Genomic DNA, 19256 nt, shown 5'->3' on the forward strand with positions numbered 1-19256 from the left:
TTCATGGTCAGCGGCCGAGGATGGAGCGCCAGGCGTCGCCGTTGCTGCCGTTCATGTAGTTCTGGACGTCCGCCTCGGAGAGCACGCCCGTCTTCAACGCGGCGTCGAGGGCGGCCTTGGCGCCGCTGCGGTCCATGTCCAGGCCGTTCTGGTCGATGAACCGCACGAAGTTGTCCAGGTAGCCGTTGTCCTTCATCCGGTGGATGAACTCGCTGGTGTACGCCTCGTCGCCCTTGTTCTTGTCGCACAGGCGCGCGTACACGAGCGGGAAGTCCATCTGCCCGGCGTTCTGCTCGAAGTCGCGGTCCGCCCTGAGGCGCGACTCCGCGCTCTGGCCGAAGAGGTCCGGCGCGTGCTGCTGGGCATGCGCGTAGGCGTCCGGGTAGCGGCCCTGGACGTAGGCGCGCCACGAGTCGTCCGTGGACGTCGGGTGTGTGCCGTCGCCCTGAATCATCGGCTTCACGCCCAGCAAATCCCACGCGAAGTCCGGGTTGCCCTTCGACAGCGCGTCGATGAAGCCCACCGCGTCCTGGCCCTTCATGCCGCACGCCTTGGCGGCGTCGATGACCGACTGTCCCAGGCCCGGGGCATCGAACATCGTCGGGTAGCGCTTCGCGAGGTCCTGGATTTGCGCCGGAGACAGGCCCAGATCCTTGGACAGCCGCTCGGGCTGGTCGTCGCCGTGCGCGAGCGTCTTCGCCACGTCCGAGTCGACGCCCATCTCCTTGAGGATGCCCTCGGACTCGTTGTCCAGCGCCTCCTGCTTCTCCTTGCCGACGAGCAGGCCGCCGAACGCGGAGAGCACCAGGCCCACGCCCTCGACAATCTGTCCGACACCCGGGAGCACCGTGCCCAGGCCCGCGCCCACCACGGCGACGGCGTCGCCGAAGGCCTGGACGCCACCACCGACGGACGGATCGTCCAGGAAGTCCTTGAAGTGGTCCGCGAGCACAATCGAGTTGGCCACCACGCCGAACGCGGGCGCCAGGCGCGAGAGGAACGCCGCTGCCTTCTCGCCCGTCTGCGCGGCGATGCGGCCCGACTCGCCGAGGGTGCGCATCACGGAGGCCGCGGCCTGCGCGCCGCTGCGGCCCGTGTTGGCCAGGTCCTTGACGAAGTTGCCCCACTCTCCCCGCTTCGCGTCGCTCGTCGCGCTCGCCAGGCCGAAGGCGACACCCACGCCCGCCAGCGCCGTGCCCAGCTTGCCGCCCGACTGCGAGAGCTGGCGCAGCGGGTTCGGGTCGCCCGACGCGAGCGCGGCCTTGATGGTCTGGATGCCGTTCTTGATGGCCGCGCCGCCCTTGGAGAGCGTGACGAGCGGCTTCGTGATTTCCGTCAGCTGCTTCAGCGCCGCCTGGGCGTCACCGTCGTTCTCCGCCAGGAGCTGGCCGGAGGCGGTGGTGAGCGCCGGCGACACGACGTCGTCGTCAATCTGGTCCTTGAGGCCCTCGAAGGCGGTGCCCGCCGGGCCGTTCGGGTCCAGGGCCTTGCCGGCCCACTCGAGCGCGCCCTTGGCCTGCGAGGACTCCCCGAGCGACTTCGCCGCGTCCACGCTCTCCTTGGCGACGTCCGGGTTGTTCTTCGCGGCCTCGAGCAGCTTCGGGTCGTTGAGCGCGTCGTTGAGCTTCTTCGCCGCGGCCTCCTCGGCGGCGTACTCGTCCGGGTGATTCTCCCGGAACTCCTGCACGTACTGCTGCTTCTGCGCGTCGGTGAGCGCCGGGCCGAGCTTGGCGAGCTCCTGGTTCAGCTTCTCGTTGAGCTCCTGCGTCTTCTTGTGCGCGTCGTCGTAGGCCTTCTTGGCGTCGACGAGGTGGGTGCGGGCCTCGTCGGTCGACTTCGCGCCGCTGGTGGCGGCCGTCTGCGTGACGACGGGTCCGGAGAGGGCGCTGACGGCCGGCTCCGGGCGGAAGCTCGCGGGGAAGGCGCCGAGCGCGGGGTCGCCGAAGAGCGAGGCCTGGGGACGGCCGGAGAAGTCTCCGCTGTCCTTCAGCAGTGAGTTGCGGATGGTGTTGGTGGCGGGCGCCGTGGAGAAGGGCTGCGGCTGCCCCGCGGCCAGGGCCGCGGTGTTGGCGCGCTGCGTTGCCTTCTCGGCAGCCGTCGCGAGCTGCTTCGCCTGGGTGTCCGCGGCGACCACCTGCGGGTCCTTCTTCGCGTCCTGGAGACCCTTGGAGACCTGCGCCTGCGCGCGCGCCCGCTCCGCCGCCTCCGCCGCTTCCTGGGCCCTGCGGCGAGCCTCCTCGGCGGCGCGACGGGCCTCTTCCGCCGCGCGCCGAGCGGCCTCGGCCGCCTCGTTGCTCGCGGAGGTCGAGGCTGTCGAAGGGACACCACCGCCAGTGACGCGCGTCGTCATGCTGATGCTCCAGAAGTCGCGGACGGAGAGGGGTGTGAGTCCGCTCCTGGATTATGGGAAAGAGAGCCCCCAAAGTTTCCGGGCAACAAGGTTTCACAGCCGGGCTCTGTCGAGTTCCCTCGCGGTGCGCGGAGAGAGTCAACGGCATGATCGACCACACGGGTATTGGTGTCGCGGACGTCGCGCGCTCCGCCGCGTTCTACGATGCGGCACTGGGCGCGCTGGGCCTTCGCCGGGTCATCCAGCTTCCCGAGAACGATGGGGCGGATGGCGTTGGCTATGGCGTCGAGTATCCGGTCTTCTGGATCGACCGCTTCCATCCGCACGGCGTGAAACAGCACACGGCCTTCAAGGCGCGGAGTCGCGCCGAGGTCGATGCCTTCCACGCCGCGGCCCTGAAGGCGGGCGGAACCGACAATGGCCCGCCCGGGCTACGCGGCACTGCGACGGGGTACCCGCCAGGCTACTACGCCGCCTTCGTGATCGATCCGGACGGCAACAACATGGAGGCGGTCTTCCGCGAGACCTGAGGCGCGAGTCCGAGGCTCAGCGCGCGCCGAGAAAGTCCGACTTGCCCAGGTCCACGCCGTTGTGACGCAGCAGCGCGTAGGCGGTCGTCACATGGAAGAAGAAGTTCGGCAGGGCGTAGCTCTTCAGGTACTGCTCCCCGGAGAACAGCAGCGGGTCTCGGCCGCGCCTCGGCACGCTGACCTGCTTCTCCTCGGTGCCGTCCAGCTTCTCGCGAGGCACCGACTCCAGGTAGGAGATGGTCTTCGCGATGCGCTCCTCGAGCTCGGTCAGCGTGGCCTCGTTGTCCTCGTAGCTCGGCGCGTCAGTCCCGGAGAGGCGCGCCACGCAGAACTTGGCCGAGTCACAGGCAATCTGGATCTGGGTCTTGAAGGGCAGCATGTCGGGCGCAAGCCGCACCGTCGCCAGCACGTTGGGGTCGAACTTCTTCGCGTCCGCATGGGCCCGGGCCTTGCCCAGACACTTCGAGAGGTTGCCGAGCATCGAAACGAAAATCGGCACGCTGGCCGAGGACATGGAAATCGTCATGGAAGGGCTCCGGAATTGGGAGCCCTGCTCTAACCCATGGCGGCGGCCGGTGCACCTCCTTCGGCAACCACCCCCAGTCCCTCCAGTGGAGTCGCGCAGCCGGGGCTACTTTCTCCGGAAGATGGAGCGACCCTCGCGGAGGCACGCGATGAGCGCGTCGCGGCGGAGCCCGTTTGCGTCGACGACCGCGTCCACGAGCCACAGCCGCACACGGGCGAGGAGCTCGTCGTTCCGGAAGAAATCCTCGTCGGAGCCCAGCTCGGTCTCCAGGTCGCCACCGAATCTGATGTCGTGGTCCTCGCCGAGGAAGAGTCGCGCGCGGATGCCACCGGCGACCATCAATGACTTGTCATTGCGGAAGCCGTGGATGAGGTCCTTCGCGACGAGGTCCCCGCCGACGAAGAAGGCCCCATCCGTGACGAGACTTCCACACCGCAGCGCCCCGGCGATGACGACCCGGGAGTCCGGGTCACAGTCCCGGACGAGCCCGGTGACTTCGGCATCCCCCAGCACGAACAGGGTGCCGACGATGCGCAGGTGGCCTTCGACGCGGAGGTCGCCAGGGATGACGCGGACCTCGCCGGGCCCCACCTCCAGATCGCCGGAAACGACCTCCGTGGGACGTGGGGTTGGAGCCGCTTCGCGCAGCAGCCACGCGGCGGCGTAGAAGCCCCAGGGCTCCACGTTGCGCTTGCGCAACTCGCGAACCCACTCCTCGGCGGTGGGCGGGAGTGGCTCCATCCAGCTGTCCAGGGCCTCGACCTTGCCGTCCTCGAAGGCCGTGTCCGACCGCAGCCGCTCCGCGACGCGGGCCTTCACGTCCTGCAGCGCCGCCAGGGAGATGCTCATCTCGTGCGAACCCCTGGGCGACTCTTCGGCGAGGGCCTTTGCGATTCCTGTGGGAGGCCTGGTGGGACGGCGGCGTGCACCCAGGAGGTCCACGACCGAGCGCAGTGCGATGCACGTTCGGTCATTCGGTGGGTAGCGTTCCGTCGCGAGGCGATGGAGGTCCTGCCACGTGAGCTCGGCACCCGTGCCCTCATCACCGATCCTGACCACGGACACAGAAGGAGGAGAGGTGTACCCGAGGTAGCCGTGGAGAAGACGCGAGGCCCACAGCCGCGCGAGCAACCCGGTGCGCTCGAGCTGCTCGGTATCAAAGGCCTCGGTCAGCTTTGCCTCGAAGACGAGGAGCCTCGAGGGAAGCACGAGCGCGAGGTCCGGCTTCGCATTGAACACGCCCTGGAGCGCGCCGTAGACAGCGCGGTTCTGCACGTCCAGCGCACTCTCCCGGAGGGTGCCCTCGGGCCCGACCCCGATGGAAAGGCGGTCTGCCTTCGTGCGGACCTGGGCCGGGTAGGTCTGCTTCGGGTCTCGGAGGATCGGCGCCAGTTGCGACCACCGGGTGTGCGGACGTCCCTCGGCAACGAGCCCGACCAGTTCATCCATGCGGCTGGAGACGTCACTGCCCTTCCACGTCTCGTACGCATCCCGGATGAGGGCGACTTCGGTCAGGACCACGGCGCCAGCGGCCTCGCCGGGAATGTCCACGCCACGCCCACGGAGGACGGCCAGCACCTGTGCCATAGCGCTCGCCTGCGGCGCGGTGGCAAGCCCCTCATGGAGGAGTCGAAAGAGGTGCGAGCAGGCCGCGCGCTCCTCCCGATTGAAGCTGTCGAAGGGAATCTCCATTCGCGCAATATGCCCCTACTTCCTGCCTGGTGGGACGGGCAACCTGCGCGCCCAGAAGATCCTCAGGCCCGCTCCAGTTCCTCTCCAATCCCCTTCAGGGCCTCCAGGGCCTTGAGGGGAAGACTGATGCCGCCCGTGGGCACCTGAGGCTCGCGGACGTTGATGCGGATGAGCGTTCCGCCGTGGTCCGCCGCGGCGTCCTCGCAGAATTCGCGCACGGAGGGGATGGCCGTCCCGGCGCCGCACTCGACGATGGCCAGCCTGCCGGGCCGCACGGCCGCCAGCCACTCGTTGAGCCGCTGCCTCTGGGCTCGCGAGCGGGAGCCATCCCATCCCCAATCCCCGAACATGAGGATGTTGGGCCGCAGGAGCGAGCCGCAAGTCGGGCACCTGGGCAAGGGCGGCCGGGCCCGGAAGGTCTCCGCGTCTACCTCCACGGAGTAGGGCCCCGCGGAGGTGATGCCCGAGCACGAGCCGCCCAGGCACTGAACGAAGTGGATGGAGCCATGCACTTCGAGGATGCGCGCGTCGGTGAAGCCGGCCTTCTGGAACTGGCCGTCCACGTTGGAGGTGAAGACGAAGGCCCCGTGGCGCATGCGTGAGGCCCAGGTGCGCAGCAGCTCGAAACCCGGGTGGGGCACAGTGGCCCGGTACAGCCCGAGCCGGTGGCCGTAGAAGCCCCATGCGAACTCAGGGTCGCTCTCGAACCACGCGGGGTTGGCCATCGAGGCGAACTCCAGACCGAGCTTCGCGTAGGCGGGGTAGGCCTTCCAGAAGCCCTCGGTCCCGCGAAAGTCGGGCAGGCCCGAATCCACGCCCATGCCCGCGCCCGCACCGATGATGAGCGCGTCGGCGGAGCGGAGCACCTCGGCGGCACGACGGAACTCCGACTGGAACATGCGAACCTGCCTTCTACCTGAAGGGCTTCTGCGTGAACGACAGACAAAGCACTGCAAGTTCCAAATCCTAGCCGGAGATCTCCACGGAGAGTGGAATCCACCAACATCGATTGGAGGAAGGACACGACTCACCTAAGTTCCGGATTCGTAGGAACAACCGAACTCCAAGGTGCTTGGCCGAATCGGTCCGGGCAATGCAAGAGGAAGCCTGGGAATGGAGCCCTCTGTTGCTGCCGCTGGCATCTCGACACTGCTGACCCTGCTCGAGGCACGCACGGAACAGGGCCCCACCACGCCCCTGTTCACCTTTGTCGGTGACGAGGACAGCGCGCAGGAGTCGATGGACAGGGCCACGCTCCTGCTGCGGGCACGGGCCATTGGCGCGGACCTCCAGCATCACGCAAGGCCCGGCGCGCGAGCGGTGCTCATCTACCCTCCAGGATTGGAGTACGTAGCCGGCTTCTTCGGCTGCCTGGCGGCGGGCCTGGTGGCAGTGCCTGCATATCCACCGGATCCGCTCCGACTCGAGCGCACGCTGCCACGACTGCAAGCCATCATTCAAGATTCCCAGGCCACGGTGGTGCTCACCACCTCCTTCATCGCCTCCATGGCAGAGGCCCTCTGCGAGTTGGCGCCGGAGCTGCGGGCGCTGCGCTGGATCGCCACCGACGCGCTACCGGAGGGAGCGGAGACGGGCTGGCGGCCGCCGCCACCGCGAGCGGATTCGCTGGCCTTCCTGCAGTACACCTCCGGCTCCACCGGGACGCCCAAGGGGGTGGAGCTCACCCACGCCAACCTCCTCCACAACCTCGGCCTCATCCACGGCGCGTTCCGCATGCGCGGAGACAGCGCGGGCGTCATCTGGCTGCCGCCCTACCATGACATGGGGCTCATCGGCGGCATCCTCGGCCCGCTGTACGGAGGCTTCGCCACCACCCTCATGTCGCCGCTGACCTTCCTGCGGCGGCCGATGCGCTGGCTGGAAGTGCTCTCTCGCACCCACGGCACCATCAGCGGCGGGCCCAACTTCGCCTTCGACCTGTGCGTGCGTAAAACCACCGAGGCCGAGCGTGCCGCCCTCGACCTGAGCCACTGGGAAGTCGCCTTCTGCGGCGCCGAGCCCATCCGCCCGGAGACGCTGGAGCGCTTCGCCCGGGCCTTCGCCCCCAGCGGCTTCCGCCGCGAGGCCTTCTACCCCTGCTATGGCCTGGCCGAGGGGACCCTCATCGTCTCTGGCGGCGAGGTGAGCGCGCTCCCCGTGCAGCAGTCCCTGGACATGCGCCGGTTGCGCGACGGCCGTGCCGAGCCGGCTCAGCCCGGGCAGCCGCACAGCCAGACGCTGGTGGGCTGCGGGCGCTCGCTCCAGGAGCAGGAAGTGCGCGTGGTGAACCCGGAGACGCTCGTGCCGTGCGCTTCCGGCGAGGTGGGCGAGGTGTGGGTGAAGGGCCCGAGCGTGGCCCTGGGCTATTGGGGCCGTCCCGAAGACACCGCGCGCGACTTCCAGGCGCGGACCTCCGACGGCGCCGGGCCCTTCCTGCGCACCGGGGACCAGGGCTTCCTCCAGGGCCAGGAGCTCTTCATCACCGGCCGCATCAAGGACCTCATCATCGTCCGTGGCCGCAACCACCACCCCCAGGACATCGAGCTGACGGCGGAGCAGGCCCACCCCGCGCTGAGGCCAGGGTGTGGAGCGGCCTTCTCGGTGGAGGTGGAGGGCGAAGAGCGGCTGGTGCTGGTGTACGAGGCAGACACGCGCCGGCAACCCGTGGCGGTGGAGGAGGTCTCGCGCGCCATCAGCCAGCAGGTGGCCACGGCGCATGAGCTGCGGCTGCATGCGCTCACCCTCATCGCTCCTGGCAGTCTGCCCAAGACGTCCAGCGGCAAGATCCAACGCCGTGCGAGCCGTTCGGCCTTCCTCTCGGGCGAGCTGCAGGAGGTGGCGTCCTGGCGCGAGCAGCAGACCGAGGTGCCCGAGGTGTTGCCTGCCTCCAGCGCGCCCCACACGACCACGCCCGAGGCACGTCCGGCGACGCCGGAAGCCGTGGAGGACTGGCTGCGCATCCGGCTGGCCCGCCGGCTGAATGTGGCCCCGCGAGAGCTGGAGCGGGATGAGCCGCTCACCCGCTACGGCATCGACTCGCTGGCCGCGGTGGAGCTGACGTACGAGGTGGAGCAAGGCCTCGGCGTGGCGCTGCCCCTGCATGTGCTGCTGAGCGGGCCCACGTTGGCCGAGCTGGCATGGCGGCTGGCCGGTGCGCCCCGGGCCTCCGCCGGCCCCCTGCCTCGCGCCTCCCGCGAGCAGCCGCTGCCGCTGTCCTTCGCCCAGCAGCGCCTCTGGTTCCTCGATGAGCTGGAGCCGGATAGCGCGCTCTACAACATCCCCGCGGCAGTGCGGCTGCGCGGCGCACTGGATACCTCCGCCCTGGAGCGCACCTTCGCCGAGCTGGTCCGCCGCCACGAGTCGCTTCGCACCACCGTCCACTCCGAGCAGGGACGGGCCTCTCAAGTCATCCACTCCGAAGTCCACGTAGCGCTGGCCCGGGTGGACCTGGCCACGCTTCCTCCCCAGCAGCGGGAGGACGAGGTGCTGCGCCTGGCCTACGAGGAGGCTCTGCGCCCCTTCGAGCTGACGCGCGGCCCGCTGTTGCGCACCACGCTGCTGAAGCTCGATGCGCGGGAGCACGTGCTGCTGCTGACCCTGCACCACATCGTCTCCGACGGTTGGTCCATGGGCGTGTTGGTGCGCGAGGTGGCCTCCCTCTACGAAGCCTTCTCGCTGGGCAGGCCCTCGCCCCTGCCCGAGCTGACTGTGCAGTACGCCGACTACGCGGTGTGGCAGCGTCAGTGGCTGCAGGGCGAGGAGCTCGAGCGCCAGCTGTCCTGGTGGAAGCAGCAGCTCACCGGGGCTCCCGCTCACCTGGACCTGCCCACCGACAAGCCTCGCCCGCCCGTAAGGGACCACCGCGGCGCCAGCATCCCGGTGCGACTGCCCGTCGCCACGTGGGAGGCGCTCAAGACCCTGGCCCAGCGCGAGGGCGTCACCCCCTTCATGCTCCTGCTGGCCGCCTTCCAGGTGGTGCTGCACCGCCACTCGGGAGAGGAGGACATCAGCGTCGGCTCGCCCATCGCGGGCCGCTCCCGCGCCGAGACGCAGGGCCTCATCGGCTTCTTCGTCAACACGCTCGTGCTGCGCACGCGACTGGAAGGCAACCCCTCCTTCCGCGAGCTGCTGCAGCGGGTTCGAGAGACCACGCTGGGCGCGTTTGCCCACCAGGATGTGCCCTTCGAGAAGCTGGTGGAGCAGCTTCGGCCCGTGCGCGACCTGGGCCGCAGCCCTCTCTTCCAGGTCCTGCTCGTGCTCCAGCCGGACCCCCTGCCGGCCCTCTCTCTCCCCGGGCTGACGCTGGACCCCGTGAAGCTGGAGAGCCGCACCTCCCAATTCGACCTCAAGCTCTCCCTCGCCGAATCCGCGCAGGGGCTGGCGGGCTCGCTGGAGTACGCCACCGACCTCTTCGAGCCCGCCACCATGGTGCGCCTCGTGGGCCACCTGCGGCAGTTGCTGGAAGGCGTCCTCGCCCGGCCCGAGCAGCGCATCGCCGAGCTGCCCCTGCTCACCGAGGCCGAGCGCCACCAGGTGCTCGCGGCGTGGAACGACACCCGCGCGCCCCTGGCCACCGACACCTGCATCCACCACCTCTTCGAGGCCCAGGTGGCTCGCACTCCGGAAGCACCGGCCCTGGGCTTCGAGGGCACCTGGCTCTCCTACCGGGAGCTGGAGGAGCGCTCCAACCAGTTGGCCTGGCACCTGCGCTCGCTCGGCGTCGGCCCCGAGGTGCGCGTCGGCCTGTGCTCGGAGCGCTCCCTCGAGTTGGTGGTGGGCCTCCTCGCCATCCTCAAGGCCGGCGGCGCCTACGTCCCCCTCGACCCCGCCTACCCCCGCCAGCGCCTGGAGTGGATGCTGGACGACGCGCGTCCCGCCGTGCTCCTGGCCCAGCCCGCCCTGATGGCTCACCTGCCGGAGGCGCCGGGGGCCTCCGTGGTGCCCCTGGCCCTCGGGGACGCGTCGCTGCGCGGCCTGCCCACGCACCCGCCCGCTGCCCTGGCCACTCCTGACAACCTCGCCTACGTCATCTTCACCTCGGGCTCGACCGGCCGCCCCAAGGGCGCCATGAATGCCCACCGCCCCGTCTGCAACCGCCTGCTCTGGTTGCAGCAGGTCGATGGGCTGGGCACCGACGACGTCGTGCTGCAGAAGACGCCCTACAGCTTCGACATCTCCGTCTGGGAATTCTTCTGGCCTCTCATCATGGGCGCGCGCCTCGTGGTGGCCCGCCCCGGTGGCCACCAGGAGCCCGACTACCTGCTGCGCCTCATCCGCGAGCAGCGCATCACCACCACGCACTTCGTGCCCTCCATGCTCCAGCCCTTCCTGGAGCAGCCCGGCCTGGAGGGCTGCTCCAGCCTGCGCCGGGTGGTGTGCAGCGGTGAGGCGCTCTCCCCCGAGCTCACGCAGCGTTGCCTGCAGCGGCTGCCCTCCGCCCGGCTGTACAACCTCTACGGCCCCACCGAAGCCGCCGTCGAGGTCACCTTCTTCCACTGCCAGCCCCAGCACGTCCGGCGCTCCATCCCCATCGGCCGCCCCATCTCCAATGCCCTCATGCGCATCCTCGATGCGCACCTGCGGCCGGTGCCCGCGGGCGTGCCCGGCGAGCTCTTCATCGGCGGCCTCCCGGTGGGTCGCGGCTACCACTCCCGCCCCGAGCTCACCGCCGAGCGCTTCATCCCCGACCCCTTCTCCTCCGAGCCGGGGGCCCGCCTCTACCGCACCGGGGACAAGGCGCGCTGGCTGGCCGATGGCAACATCGAGTACCTGGGCCGGCTCGACTTCCAGGTGAAGGTGCGCGGGCTGCGCATCGAGCTGGGGGAAGTCGAAGCGGCGCTGGAGCAGCACCCCCAGGTACGGCAGGCCGTGGTGGTGGTGCATGAGGGTTCCTCGGGCGACAAGCGTCTGGTGGCCTACGGGGTGCCGCCCTCGGGTGAGCAGCCGCCCTCCACCACCGACGTGCGCGACTTCCTCAAGAGGAAGCTGCCCGAGTACATGGTCCCCTCGGTCTTCGTGGCCCTGGCGGCCCTGCCCCTGACAGCCAGCGGCAAGGTGAACAGGAAGGCCCTGCCCGCTCCGGACCTGTCCCGCTCCGAGCCGCGCTCCGCCTACGTCGCGCCTCGTAACGACGTGGAGCAGCGCCTGTGTGACAGCTGGGCCCAGGTGCTCGGTCTGAAGCAGGTGGGCATCCACGACAACTTCTTCGAGCTGGGTGGCGACTCCATCATCAGCCTCCAGGTCGTCGCGCGTGCGCGCCAGGGCGGCCTCGCCCTCTCCGCCCGCCAGCTCTTCCAGCATCAGACGGTGGCTCGGCTCGCACTGGTGGTGGCGTCCGCCTCCGAGGCGCTCAGCGAGCAGGGCCCCATCACCGGCCCGGTATCGCTCACGCCCGTCCAGCTCCAGTTGCTGCGGCACGACGCGGCCCACGCCCACCACTTCAACCAGGCCGTGCTCCTGACCTCGCGTGAGCCGCTGGAACCCGCTCGCCTGCGGAAGTCCCTCGCGCAGGTGGTGGCCCACCACGATGCCTTGCGCCTGCGCTTGCGTCAGCACGAGGGCGAGTGGCTGCAGGACAACGCCGCCCCCGACGAGACATCCGTCCACCTGCTCCAGGTGGACCTCTCCTCCACGCCCGCCTCCGAGCAGCCCGCCGCGCTCGAAGCCGAGGCCTCGCGCCTGCAGGCCAGCTTCGTCCTGGCGCAACCACCCCTGCTGCACACCGCCCTCTTCCAGCTCGGCAACGGTCAGCAGCGCCTGCTGCTGGTCGCGAACCACCTGGTGGTGGACGCCGTCTCCTGGCGCGTGATTCTCGAGGATCTCGAGTCCGCCTATCTCCAGGCGATGCTCCCCCCCAAGAGCACCTCTTTCCAGTCCTGGGCTCGCCGCCTGCAGGCCCATGCCCACTCCGAGGCCCTGCTGGCCGAAGCGCCACTGTGGCTGGACGAGGCCCGCGCTCAGGTGGCTCCGCTGCCCACCGACGCCGCTGGCCCCAATACCCACGCCTCCGAGCGCTCCGTCTCCATCTGCCTCGATGCCGAGGAGACGAAGCTGCTGCTCCAGGAGGTGCCCTCCGCCTGGCGCGCCCACATCAACGACGTGCTGCTCACCGCCCTGGCCCGCGCCCTGGGCGAGTGGACCGGCCAGTCCCAGGTGCTCATCCACCTGGAGGGCCACGGCCGCGAGGAGCTCTTCGACGGCGTGGACCTGTCACGCACCGTGGGCTGGTTCACCTCCTTCACGCCCGTGCTGCTGCCGGTGCCCTCGGGCGGCTCGGCCGGTGAGTGCCTGCGTGCCGTGCGCGACTCGCTGCGCCGCCTGCCCCACCATGGCATCGGCTCCGGCCTGCTGAAGTGGCTCGGTCCGTCCGACATCGCTCAGCGGCTCCAGGCCCTGCCCGTGCCGCAGGTCGCCTTCAACTACCTCGGGCAGCTCGATGCCACGATGGCCTCCAGTCGCCTGTTCGCCCTGAGCAACGAGCCCTCGGGTCCTTCCGCCGCTGCCTCGGGCACGCGTCTGCATGCCCTGGAGATCAACGGCTCGGTGCTCGGAGGGCAGCTCCAGCTGGCCTTCGGCCACAGCACCCACCTGCACCACGCGGCCACCATCGAGTCGCTGGCCGGGCGCTTCCTGCACCACCTGCGCGCCCTCATCTCCCTGCGCGCCTCAGAGGATGCCTGCCGCTTCTCCCCGGGCGACTTCCCCCTCGCGGGCCTCTCCCAGCAGTCGCTCGACTTGCTGCTGCAACGGACCGGGCCCGACATCGAGGACGTCTACCCGCTGTCTCCCACCCAGCAGGGCATGCTCTTCCATGCCCTGCTCTCTCCGGAGTCCACCGTCTATTTCATGCAGCACTCCTGGGCCATCCACTCCACCCTGGACTCCGCTGCCCTCCAACAGGCCTGGCAGTCCACCTCCGAGCGCCTTCCCGTCCTGCGCACCTCCTTCCACTGGCAGGGCCTCGACGCGCCCCTCCAGGTGGTCCACTCGCGCCCACCCCGCGCCTTCGAGGTGCTCGACTGGCGCTCCCTCCCGGCCGCCGAGCAGCACGAGCGCTACCAGCAATTCCTCCTCGAGGAGAGACAGCGCGGCTTCGAGCTGCGCCGCGCGCCCCTCATGCGCATGGTGGCCTTCCACCTCCAGCAAGACGTCTGGCGCCTTCACTGGAGCCACTCCCACCTGCTGCTGGACGGCTGGAGCCTGGGCCTGGTGCTCCAGGAGTTCTTCTCCCTCTACGACTCCTGCCGCTCCGCCCGGTCCGCGCCTCCCGCCGCGCGCCCGCCCTTCCGCGACTACATCGCCTGGCTGCGCCAGCGTGACGACTCCGCCGACGCCTCCTTCTGGCGCGCCTACCTCTCCGACTTCTCCTCGCCCACGCCCCTCCCGACCGACACCCATGCCTCGCCCCCGCCGGGACAGGCCCCCTCCCACCCCTTCCACGAGCTGCTCCTGTCCGCCGAGGCCACGGCCTCCCTGAAGGACTTCTCACGCCAGCACCAGGTCACCCTCAATACGCTGGCCGTCGCCGCGTGGGCCCTCGTCCTCTCGCGCTACTCCGGCGAGCACGACGTCGTCTTCGGCACCACCTTCGCAGGCCGTCCTCCAGAGCTGCCCGGCTCCGACTCCATGGTGGGCATCTTCATCAACTCGCTGCCCGCCCGCGTCCGCATCCCCCCGGGCAGCTCGTCCCTCCTGCCCTGGCTCCAGTCGCTCCAGGCCCAGCAGCTCGAGCTGCGCCAGTACGAGCACTCTCCGCTCGTCCAGGTGCAGTCCCTCAGCCAGTTGCCTCGCGGCGCTTCCCTCTTCGAGTCCCTGCTCGTCGTCGAGAACTACCCCATCGACGCCTCGCTGCGTGAGCGCACCGCCTTCCTCGACGTGCGCGACGCCATCGCCGCCGAGCGCTCCAACTATCCTCTCGCCCTCGCCGTCATCCCCGGCACCTCGACGGTGCGGCTGTTGCTCTCCCACGACGAGCCCCGCTTCCCCGCCCCCGCCATGCAGCGGCTGCTGTCGCACTGGCGCACCGTCCTGGAGTGCCTCGTGGCACGGCCCCAGGCCCGCGTGGACGACCTCTCCCTGCTCTCCGACTCGGAGCGACTCCTCCTGCTGGAGCAGTGGAGCCACACGCCCGGCACCCTCCCCCAGCAGCCCGTCCACCGCCTCATCGAGGCCCACGCCCGCCTCACTCCAGACGCCCCCGCCGTCTGCTTCGGCGAGCAAACCCTCTCCTACGGCGAGCTCAACTCCCGCGCCAACCAGCTCGCACGCCACCTGCGCCGCCTCGGCGTCGGCCCTGAAGTCCTCGTCTCCCTCTGCCTCGAGCGCTCCGTCGAGCTCGTCGTTTCAATGCTTGCCACCCTCAAGGCCGGTGGGGCCTGGCTCTCGCTCGACCCGTCTCTTCCCTCCGAGCGCCTGGACTTCATCACCTCCAACGCCCTCGCCCCCGTCCTCCTCACCCACTCTTCCCTCGAGCACCTGCTCGACCGCCGCGGCTACGTCTTCCTCGTCGACGAGCACTCCGAGCGCCTGGAGCGCGAGTCCACCGATATCCTCGACTCCGAGGCGGACGCCAGCAACCTCGCCTACGTCATCTACACCTCCGGCTCCACCGGCCGCCCCAAGGGCACCCTGCTCACCCACGGAGGCCTGGCCAATACCGCGCTCCAGGCCGCCCGGGCTCACGGCTACCGGCCCGATAGCCGCGTGCTCCAGTTCGCCAGCACCAGCTTCGATGCCTCCGTCTGCGAGGTGTTCTCCACCCTCTCCGCCGGCGCCTGCCTCGTCCTGGCCTCCCAGGAGCAACTGCTGCCGAGCCAGCCCCTGCGCTCGCTTCTGCTCGAGCAGTCCATCTCCGCCGTCACCCTCACCCCTTCGGTCCTGGCCCAGTTTGAGCCCGAAGGCCTTCCCCTGCTGCGCACCGTCATCTCCGCCGGCGAGGCACTCTCGCCCGAGCTGGCGCGGCAGTGGAGCCAGGCACGCACGCTGCTCAATGCCTACGGCCCCACCGAAGTCACCATCTGCGCCACCATCAGCGGCCCGGTGGACGCCCAACGGCTGAGCATCGGCCGGGCCCTGCCCAACGCCCAGGTGTATGTGCTCGATGAGCGCATGCGGCCGGTGACCGTGGGCGTGGCCGGGGAGCTGTACGTGGGCGGCGCGGGCCTGGCGCGCGGCTACCTCGGCCTGCCCGCACTCACCGCGGAGCGCTTCGTCCCCCACCCTTTCGCCACGCACCCCGGCCAGCGCCTCTACCGCACCGGCGACAAGGTGCGCTGGCTGCCCCACGGCGAGCTGGAGTTCCTCGGCCGCCTGGACGAGCAACTGAAGCTGCGCGGCTTCCGCATCGAGGCGGGCGAAGTGGAGACGGTGCTGCGCGAGCAGCCCTCCGTGCGCGAGGCCCTCGTGGTGCTGCGCGAGGACGTGCCCGGCGATAAGCGTCTGGTGGCCTACGTGCTGCCCCGGCCCGGCACCGCGCTGGAGCCCCAGGTCCTGCGCTCCGCCCTGCTCTCGCGGCTGCCCGAGTACATGGTGCCCTCGGCCTTCGTCCCCCTGGAGGCGCTGCCCCTCAACTCCAGCGGCAAGGTGGACAAGCGGGCCCTGCCGGCCCCCTCCGGCGGCGCCGCCGCCTCGGCCTCCGAGTACGCGCCTCCTCGCACCGATACCCAGGTGCGCCTGGCCTCCATCTGGCGCGAGGTGCTCCACGTCGAGCAGGTGGGCCTGCACGACGAGTTCATGGCCCTGGGCGGCCACTCGCTGCTGGCCACACAGGTCGCCTCCCGCATCCGCACCACCTTCGGTGTGGAGCTGCCCCTGCGCACCCTCTTCGAGGCCACCACCCTCGAAGCGCTCGCCCAGGCCATCGACTCCTCCTCCCGCTCCACCCCAGCTCCTGCCCTGCCGCCGGTGCGGTCCGCCTCCCGCGAGCAGTCTCTGCCCCTGTCCTTCGCCCAGCAGCGGCTGTGGTTCCTCGACGAGCTGGAGCCGGGCGGCGCGCTCTTCAACATCCGCGCGGCGGTGCGGCTGCGCGGCGTGCTGGATACCTTCGCCCTGGAGCGCACCTTCGCCGAGCTGGTCCGCCGCCACGAGTCGCTTCGCACCACCATCCACTCCGAGCAGGGACGGGCCTCTCAAGTCATCCACCCCGAAGCCCACGTGGCGCTGGCCCGGGTGGACCTGGGCGCGCTTGCACCCCAGGAGCGTGAGGCCGAGGTGCTGCGCCTGGCCTACGAGGAGGCCCTGCGCCCCTTCGAGCTGACGCGCGGCCCGCTGCTTCGCACCACGCTGTTGCGCCTGTCGGACTCCGAGCACGTGCTGGTGCTGTGCATGCACCACATCGTCTCCGACGGCTGGTCCATGGGCGTGCTGGTGCGCGAGGTGGCCTCCCTCTATGCATCCTTCAGCCAGGGGCAGCCCTCGCCGCTGCGCGACCTGCCTGTGCAGTACGCCGACTACGCGGTGTGGCAGCGCCAGTGGCTGCAAGGTGAGGAGCTCGAGCGCCAGTTGTCCTGGTGGAAGCAGCAGCTCGCCGGCGCTCCCGCCCACCTGGACCTGCCCACCGACAAGCCTCGGCCGCCCGTCAGGGACCACCGCGGCGCCAGCGTCTCGGCGCAACTGCCCGCCGCCACGTGGGAGGCGCTCAAGACCCTGGCTCAGCGCGAGGACGTCACCCCCTTCATGGTCCTGCTGGCCGCCTTCCAGGTGGTGCTGTACCGCCACTCGGGGGAGGAGGACATCAGCGTCGGCTCGCCCATCGCGGGCCGCCGTCTCGCCGAGCTCGAGGGCCTCATCGGCTTCTTCGTCAACACGCTCGTGCTGCGCACGCGACTGGAAGGCAACCCCTCCTTCCGAGAGCTGTTGCAGCGGGTGCGAGAGACGACGCTGGGCGCGTTTGCCCACCAGGATGTGCCCTTCGAGAAGCTGGTGGAGCAGCTTCGGCCCGCGCGCAACCTGGGCCGCAGCCCTCTGTTCCAGGTCCTGCTCGCGTACCAGCCCCATCCCCTGCCTGGCCACTCCCTGCCCGGGCTGACGCTGGACCCCGTGGAGCTGGAGAGCCGCACCTCCCAGTTCGACCTCGCGCTCACCATCAACGAGATACCCGAGGGCCTGGCCTGGATCTGCGAGTACAGCGCCGAGCTGTACGAAGCCGCCACCCTTGTCCGGATGCTCGAGCACCTGAGGGTGCTGCTGGAGGGCGTCCTCGCCCGGCCCGAGCAACGCATCGCCGAGCTGCCCCTGCTCACCGAGGCCGAGCGCCACCAGGTGCTCGTGGCGTGGAATGACACGGCCGCCGATTTCCCGGCCGACTCCTGCATCCACCACCTCTTCGAGCAGCAGGTGGCCCTGCGTCCTGACTCCATCGCCATCGAGTTCGGTGACGCGCGCCTCTCCTACCGACAGCTGGATGCGCGCGCCAACCAGCTCGCGCACCTGCTGCGCGCGCACGGCGTCGGGCCGGATGACCTCGTCGCGCTCTGCCTGGAGCGCTCCGTGGAGCTCATCGTCTCGCTCCTCGCCATCCTCAAGGCGGGCGGGGCCTACCTGCCGTTGGATGCCTCCTACCCGGCGGAGCGCCTGGCCTTCATGCTGGAGGATGCGCCTCCCCGGCTGCTGCTCACCTCGCGCGCGCTGAGCACCCAGCTCCCCGTGTCCGCGCAGCTCCCCCTCCTGCGGGTGGAGGAGCTGGCGATGGAGGACCAGCCCACCACGGCACCGGACTCGGGCGTCTCCTCTCGCCATCTGGCCTACGTCGACTTCACCTCCGGCACCAGCGGCCGCCCCAAGGGCGTTGCCATCGAGCACCGCTCCGTCCTTCGCCTCTTCCACGGCATCGACTACGCCCACCTCGGTCCCGAGGAGATCTTCCTCCTCATTGCCCCCATCTCCTTCGACGCCTCCACGCTCGAGGTCTGGGGTCCGCTGCTCTCCGGCGGCAGGCTCGTCGTCTTCCCGTCCCAGTCCCCGAGCGACCTGAAGCTGCTCGCCCACGTGCTGCGCCATCACCGTGTCACCACCCTGCACCTCACCGCGGGACTCCTCGCGCAGGTGGTGGACCTCGAGTTCGACTGCCTGCGGGGCCTGCGGCAGTTGCTCACTGGCGGCGACGTCGTCTCCGCGCCCCATGTCCGCCGCGCCATCGAGGAGCTGGGCATCCCCGTCACCGCCTGCTACGGCCCCACGGAGAGCACGCTCTTCACCTCCTGCTTCCGCATGACGCGGCCGGAGCAGGTGGGCTCCTCGGTGCCCATCGGCCACCCCATCGCCAACACCCAGGTGTACCTGCTCGACGCGCGGCTGCAGCCCGTGCCCGTGGGCGTGCCCGGTGAGCTCTTCATCGGTGGCGACGGACTGGCGCGCGGCTACCTCTCGCGCCCGGAGCTGACCGCGGAGCGCTTCATCCCCGCCCCCTTCTCCTCGATGCCCGGAGCGCGCCTCTACCGCACGGGAGACCTGGCGCGCTGGCGGCCGGACGGGGTGCTCGAGTTCCTCGGCCGCATCGACAATCAGGTCAAGGTGCGCGGCTTCCGCATCGAGCTGGCCGAGGTGGAGGCCGCGCTGCGCGCCCACCCGGCCCTCCGCGAGGCCGTGGCCTGGGTGCGCGAGGACGTTCCGGGCGACAAGCGGCTGGTGGCCTACGGTGTGCCCCACCCGGGCCAGCCGGCCCCGGAGGCCGAAGCGCTGCGCGCCTTCATCTCGCAGAGGCTGCCCGGCTTCATGGTGCCTTCAGCCTTCGTGGCACTGGAGGCCATGCCGCTCACCTCGAACGGCAAGGTGGACCGGGCCGCCTTGCCGGTGCCGCAGGCCCTCCGCAGCGAGGAAGGCTACGTCGCGCCCCGGACGCCCCTGGAGCAGGAGCTCGCCGCGATCTGGGCGGAGGTCCTCGGCCTGGACAAGGTCGGCATCCACGACAACTTCTTCAGCCTCGGCGGCCACTCGCTGCTGGCGACCCAGGCGATCTCCAGGCTGCGAGTGCGCTTCGGGGAGGAACTGCCGCTGCAGGCGCTGTTCGAGGACCCGACCGTGGCGAAGATGAGCCAGCGAATCGAGCGGCTGTCAGCCCCGACGCCGCAACCCGATGAACAAGCGCGGGAAACACAGGACTGGACCGAAGAGCTTCTCTAGTCCCTTTCCTCCCGCACCTCGCCTCTTACGAAAGACTTCT

Annotated in this window: 6 protein-coding genes; 2 read left to right on the forward strand and 4 right to left on the reverse strand. The window is 70.1% G+C overall.

Annotated elements, in window-relative coordinates:
* Positions 1-7: 7 nt before the first annotated feature.
* Entirely contained in the window at positions 8-2350 is a 2343-nt protein-coding gene (locus tag OV427_RS47415; protein ID WP_267862865.1) for a hypothetical protein, read from the reverse strand.
* 146 nt (positions 2351-2496) lie between these two features.
* Here OV427_RS47415 and OV427_RS47420 point away from each other — a divergent pair, with 146 nt between their 5' ends.
* On the forward strand, positions 2497-2880 hold the full coding sequence (locus tag OV427_RS47420; RefSeq protein WP_267862866.1) for a VOC family protein: 384 nt from the start codon (positions 2497-2499) through the stop codon (positions 2878-2880).
* A gap of 16 nt (positions 2881-2896) precedes the next feature.
* Here the strand turns inward: OV427_RS47420 and OV427_RS47425 are convergent, their stop codons facing one another.
* The 3 genes from OV427_RS47425 to OV427_RS47435 form a co-directional block, all read right to left on the reverse strand.
* On the reverse strand, positions 2897-3406 hold the full coding sequence (locus OV427_RS47425) for a DUF1993 domain-containing protein (RefSeq protein WP_267862867.1): 510 nt from the start codon (positions 3404-3406) through the stop codon (positions 2897-2899).
* 105 nt (positions 3407-3511) lie between these two features.
* A complete protein-coding gene (locus OV427_RS47430) occupies positions 3512-5098 on the reverse strand; it encodes a hypothetical protein (RefSeq protein ID WP_267862868.1) in 1587 nt (528 codons plus the stop codon).
* Between the two features lie 62 nt (positions 5099-5160).
* Positions 5161-5997, reverse strand: coding sequence for an SIR2 family NAD-dependent protein deacylase (locus tag OV427_RS47435; RefSeq protein WP_267862869.1), 837 nt, complete (start codon positions 5995-5997; stop codon positions 5161-5163).
* 214 nt (positions 5998-6211) lie between these two features.
* Between OV427_RS47435 and OV427_RS47440 the strand changes: the two genes are divergently transcribed.
* Positions 6212-19216, forward strand: a complete 13005-nt coding sequence (locus OV427_RS47440; RefSeq protein WP_267862870.1) for a non-ribosomal peptide synthase/polyketide synthase — start codon at positions 6212-6214, stop codon at positions 19214-19216.
* The last annotated feature ends 40 nt before the right edge of the window (positions 19217-19256 follow it).

It is taken from the genome of Pyxidicoccus sp. MSG2 (assembly GCF_026626705.1).
GTDB lineage: Bacteria > Myxococcota > Myxococcia > Myxococcales > Myxococcaceae > Myxococcus.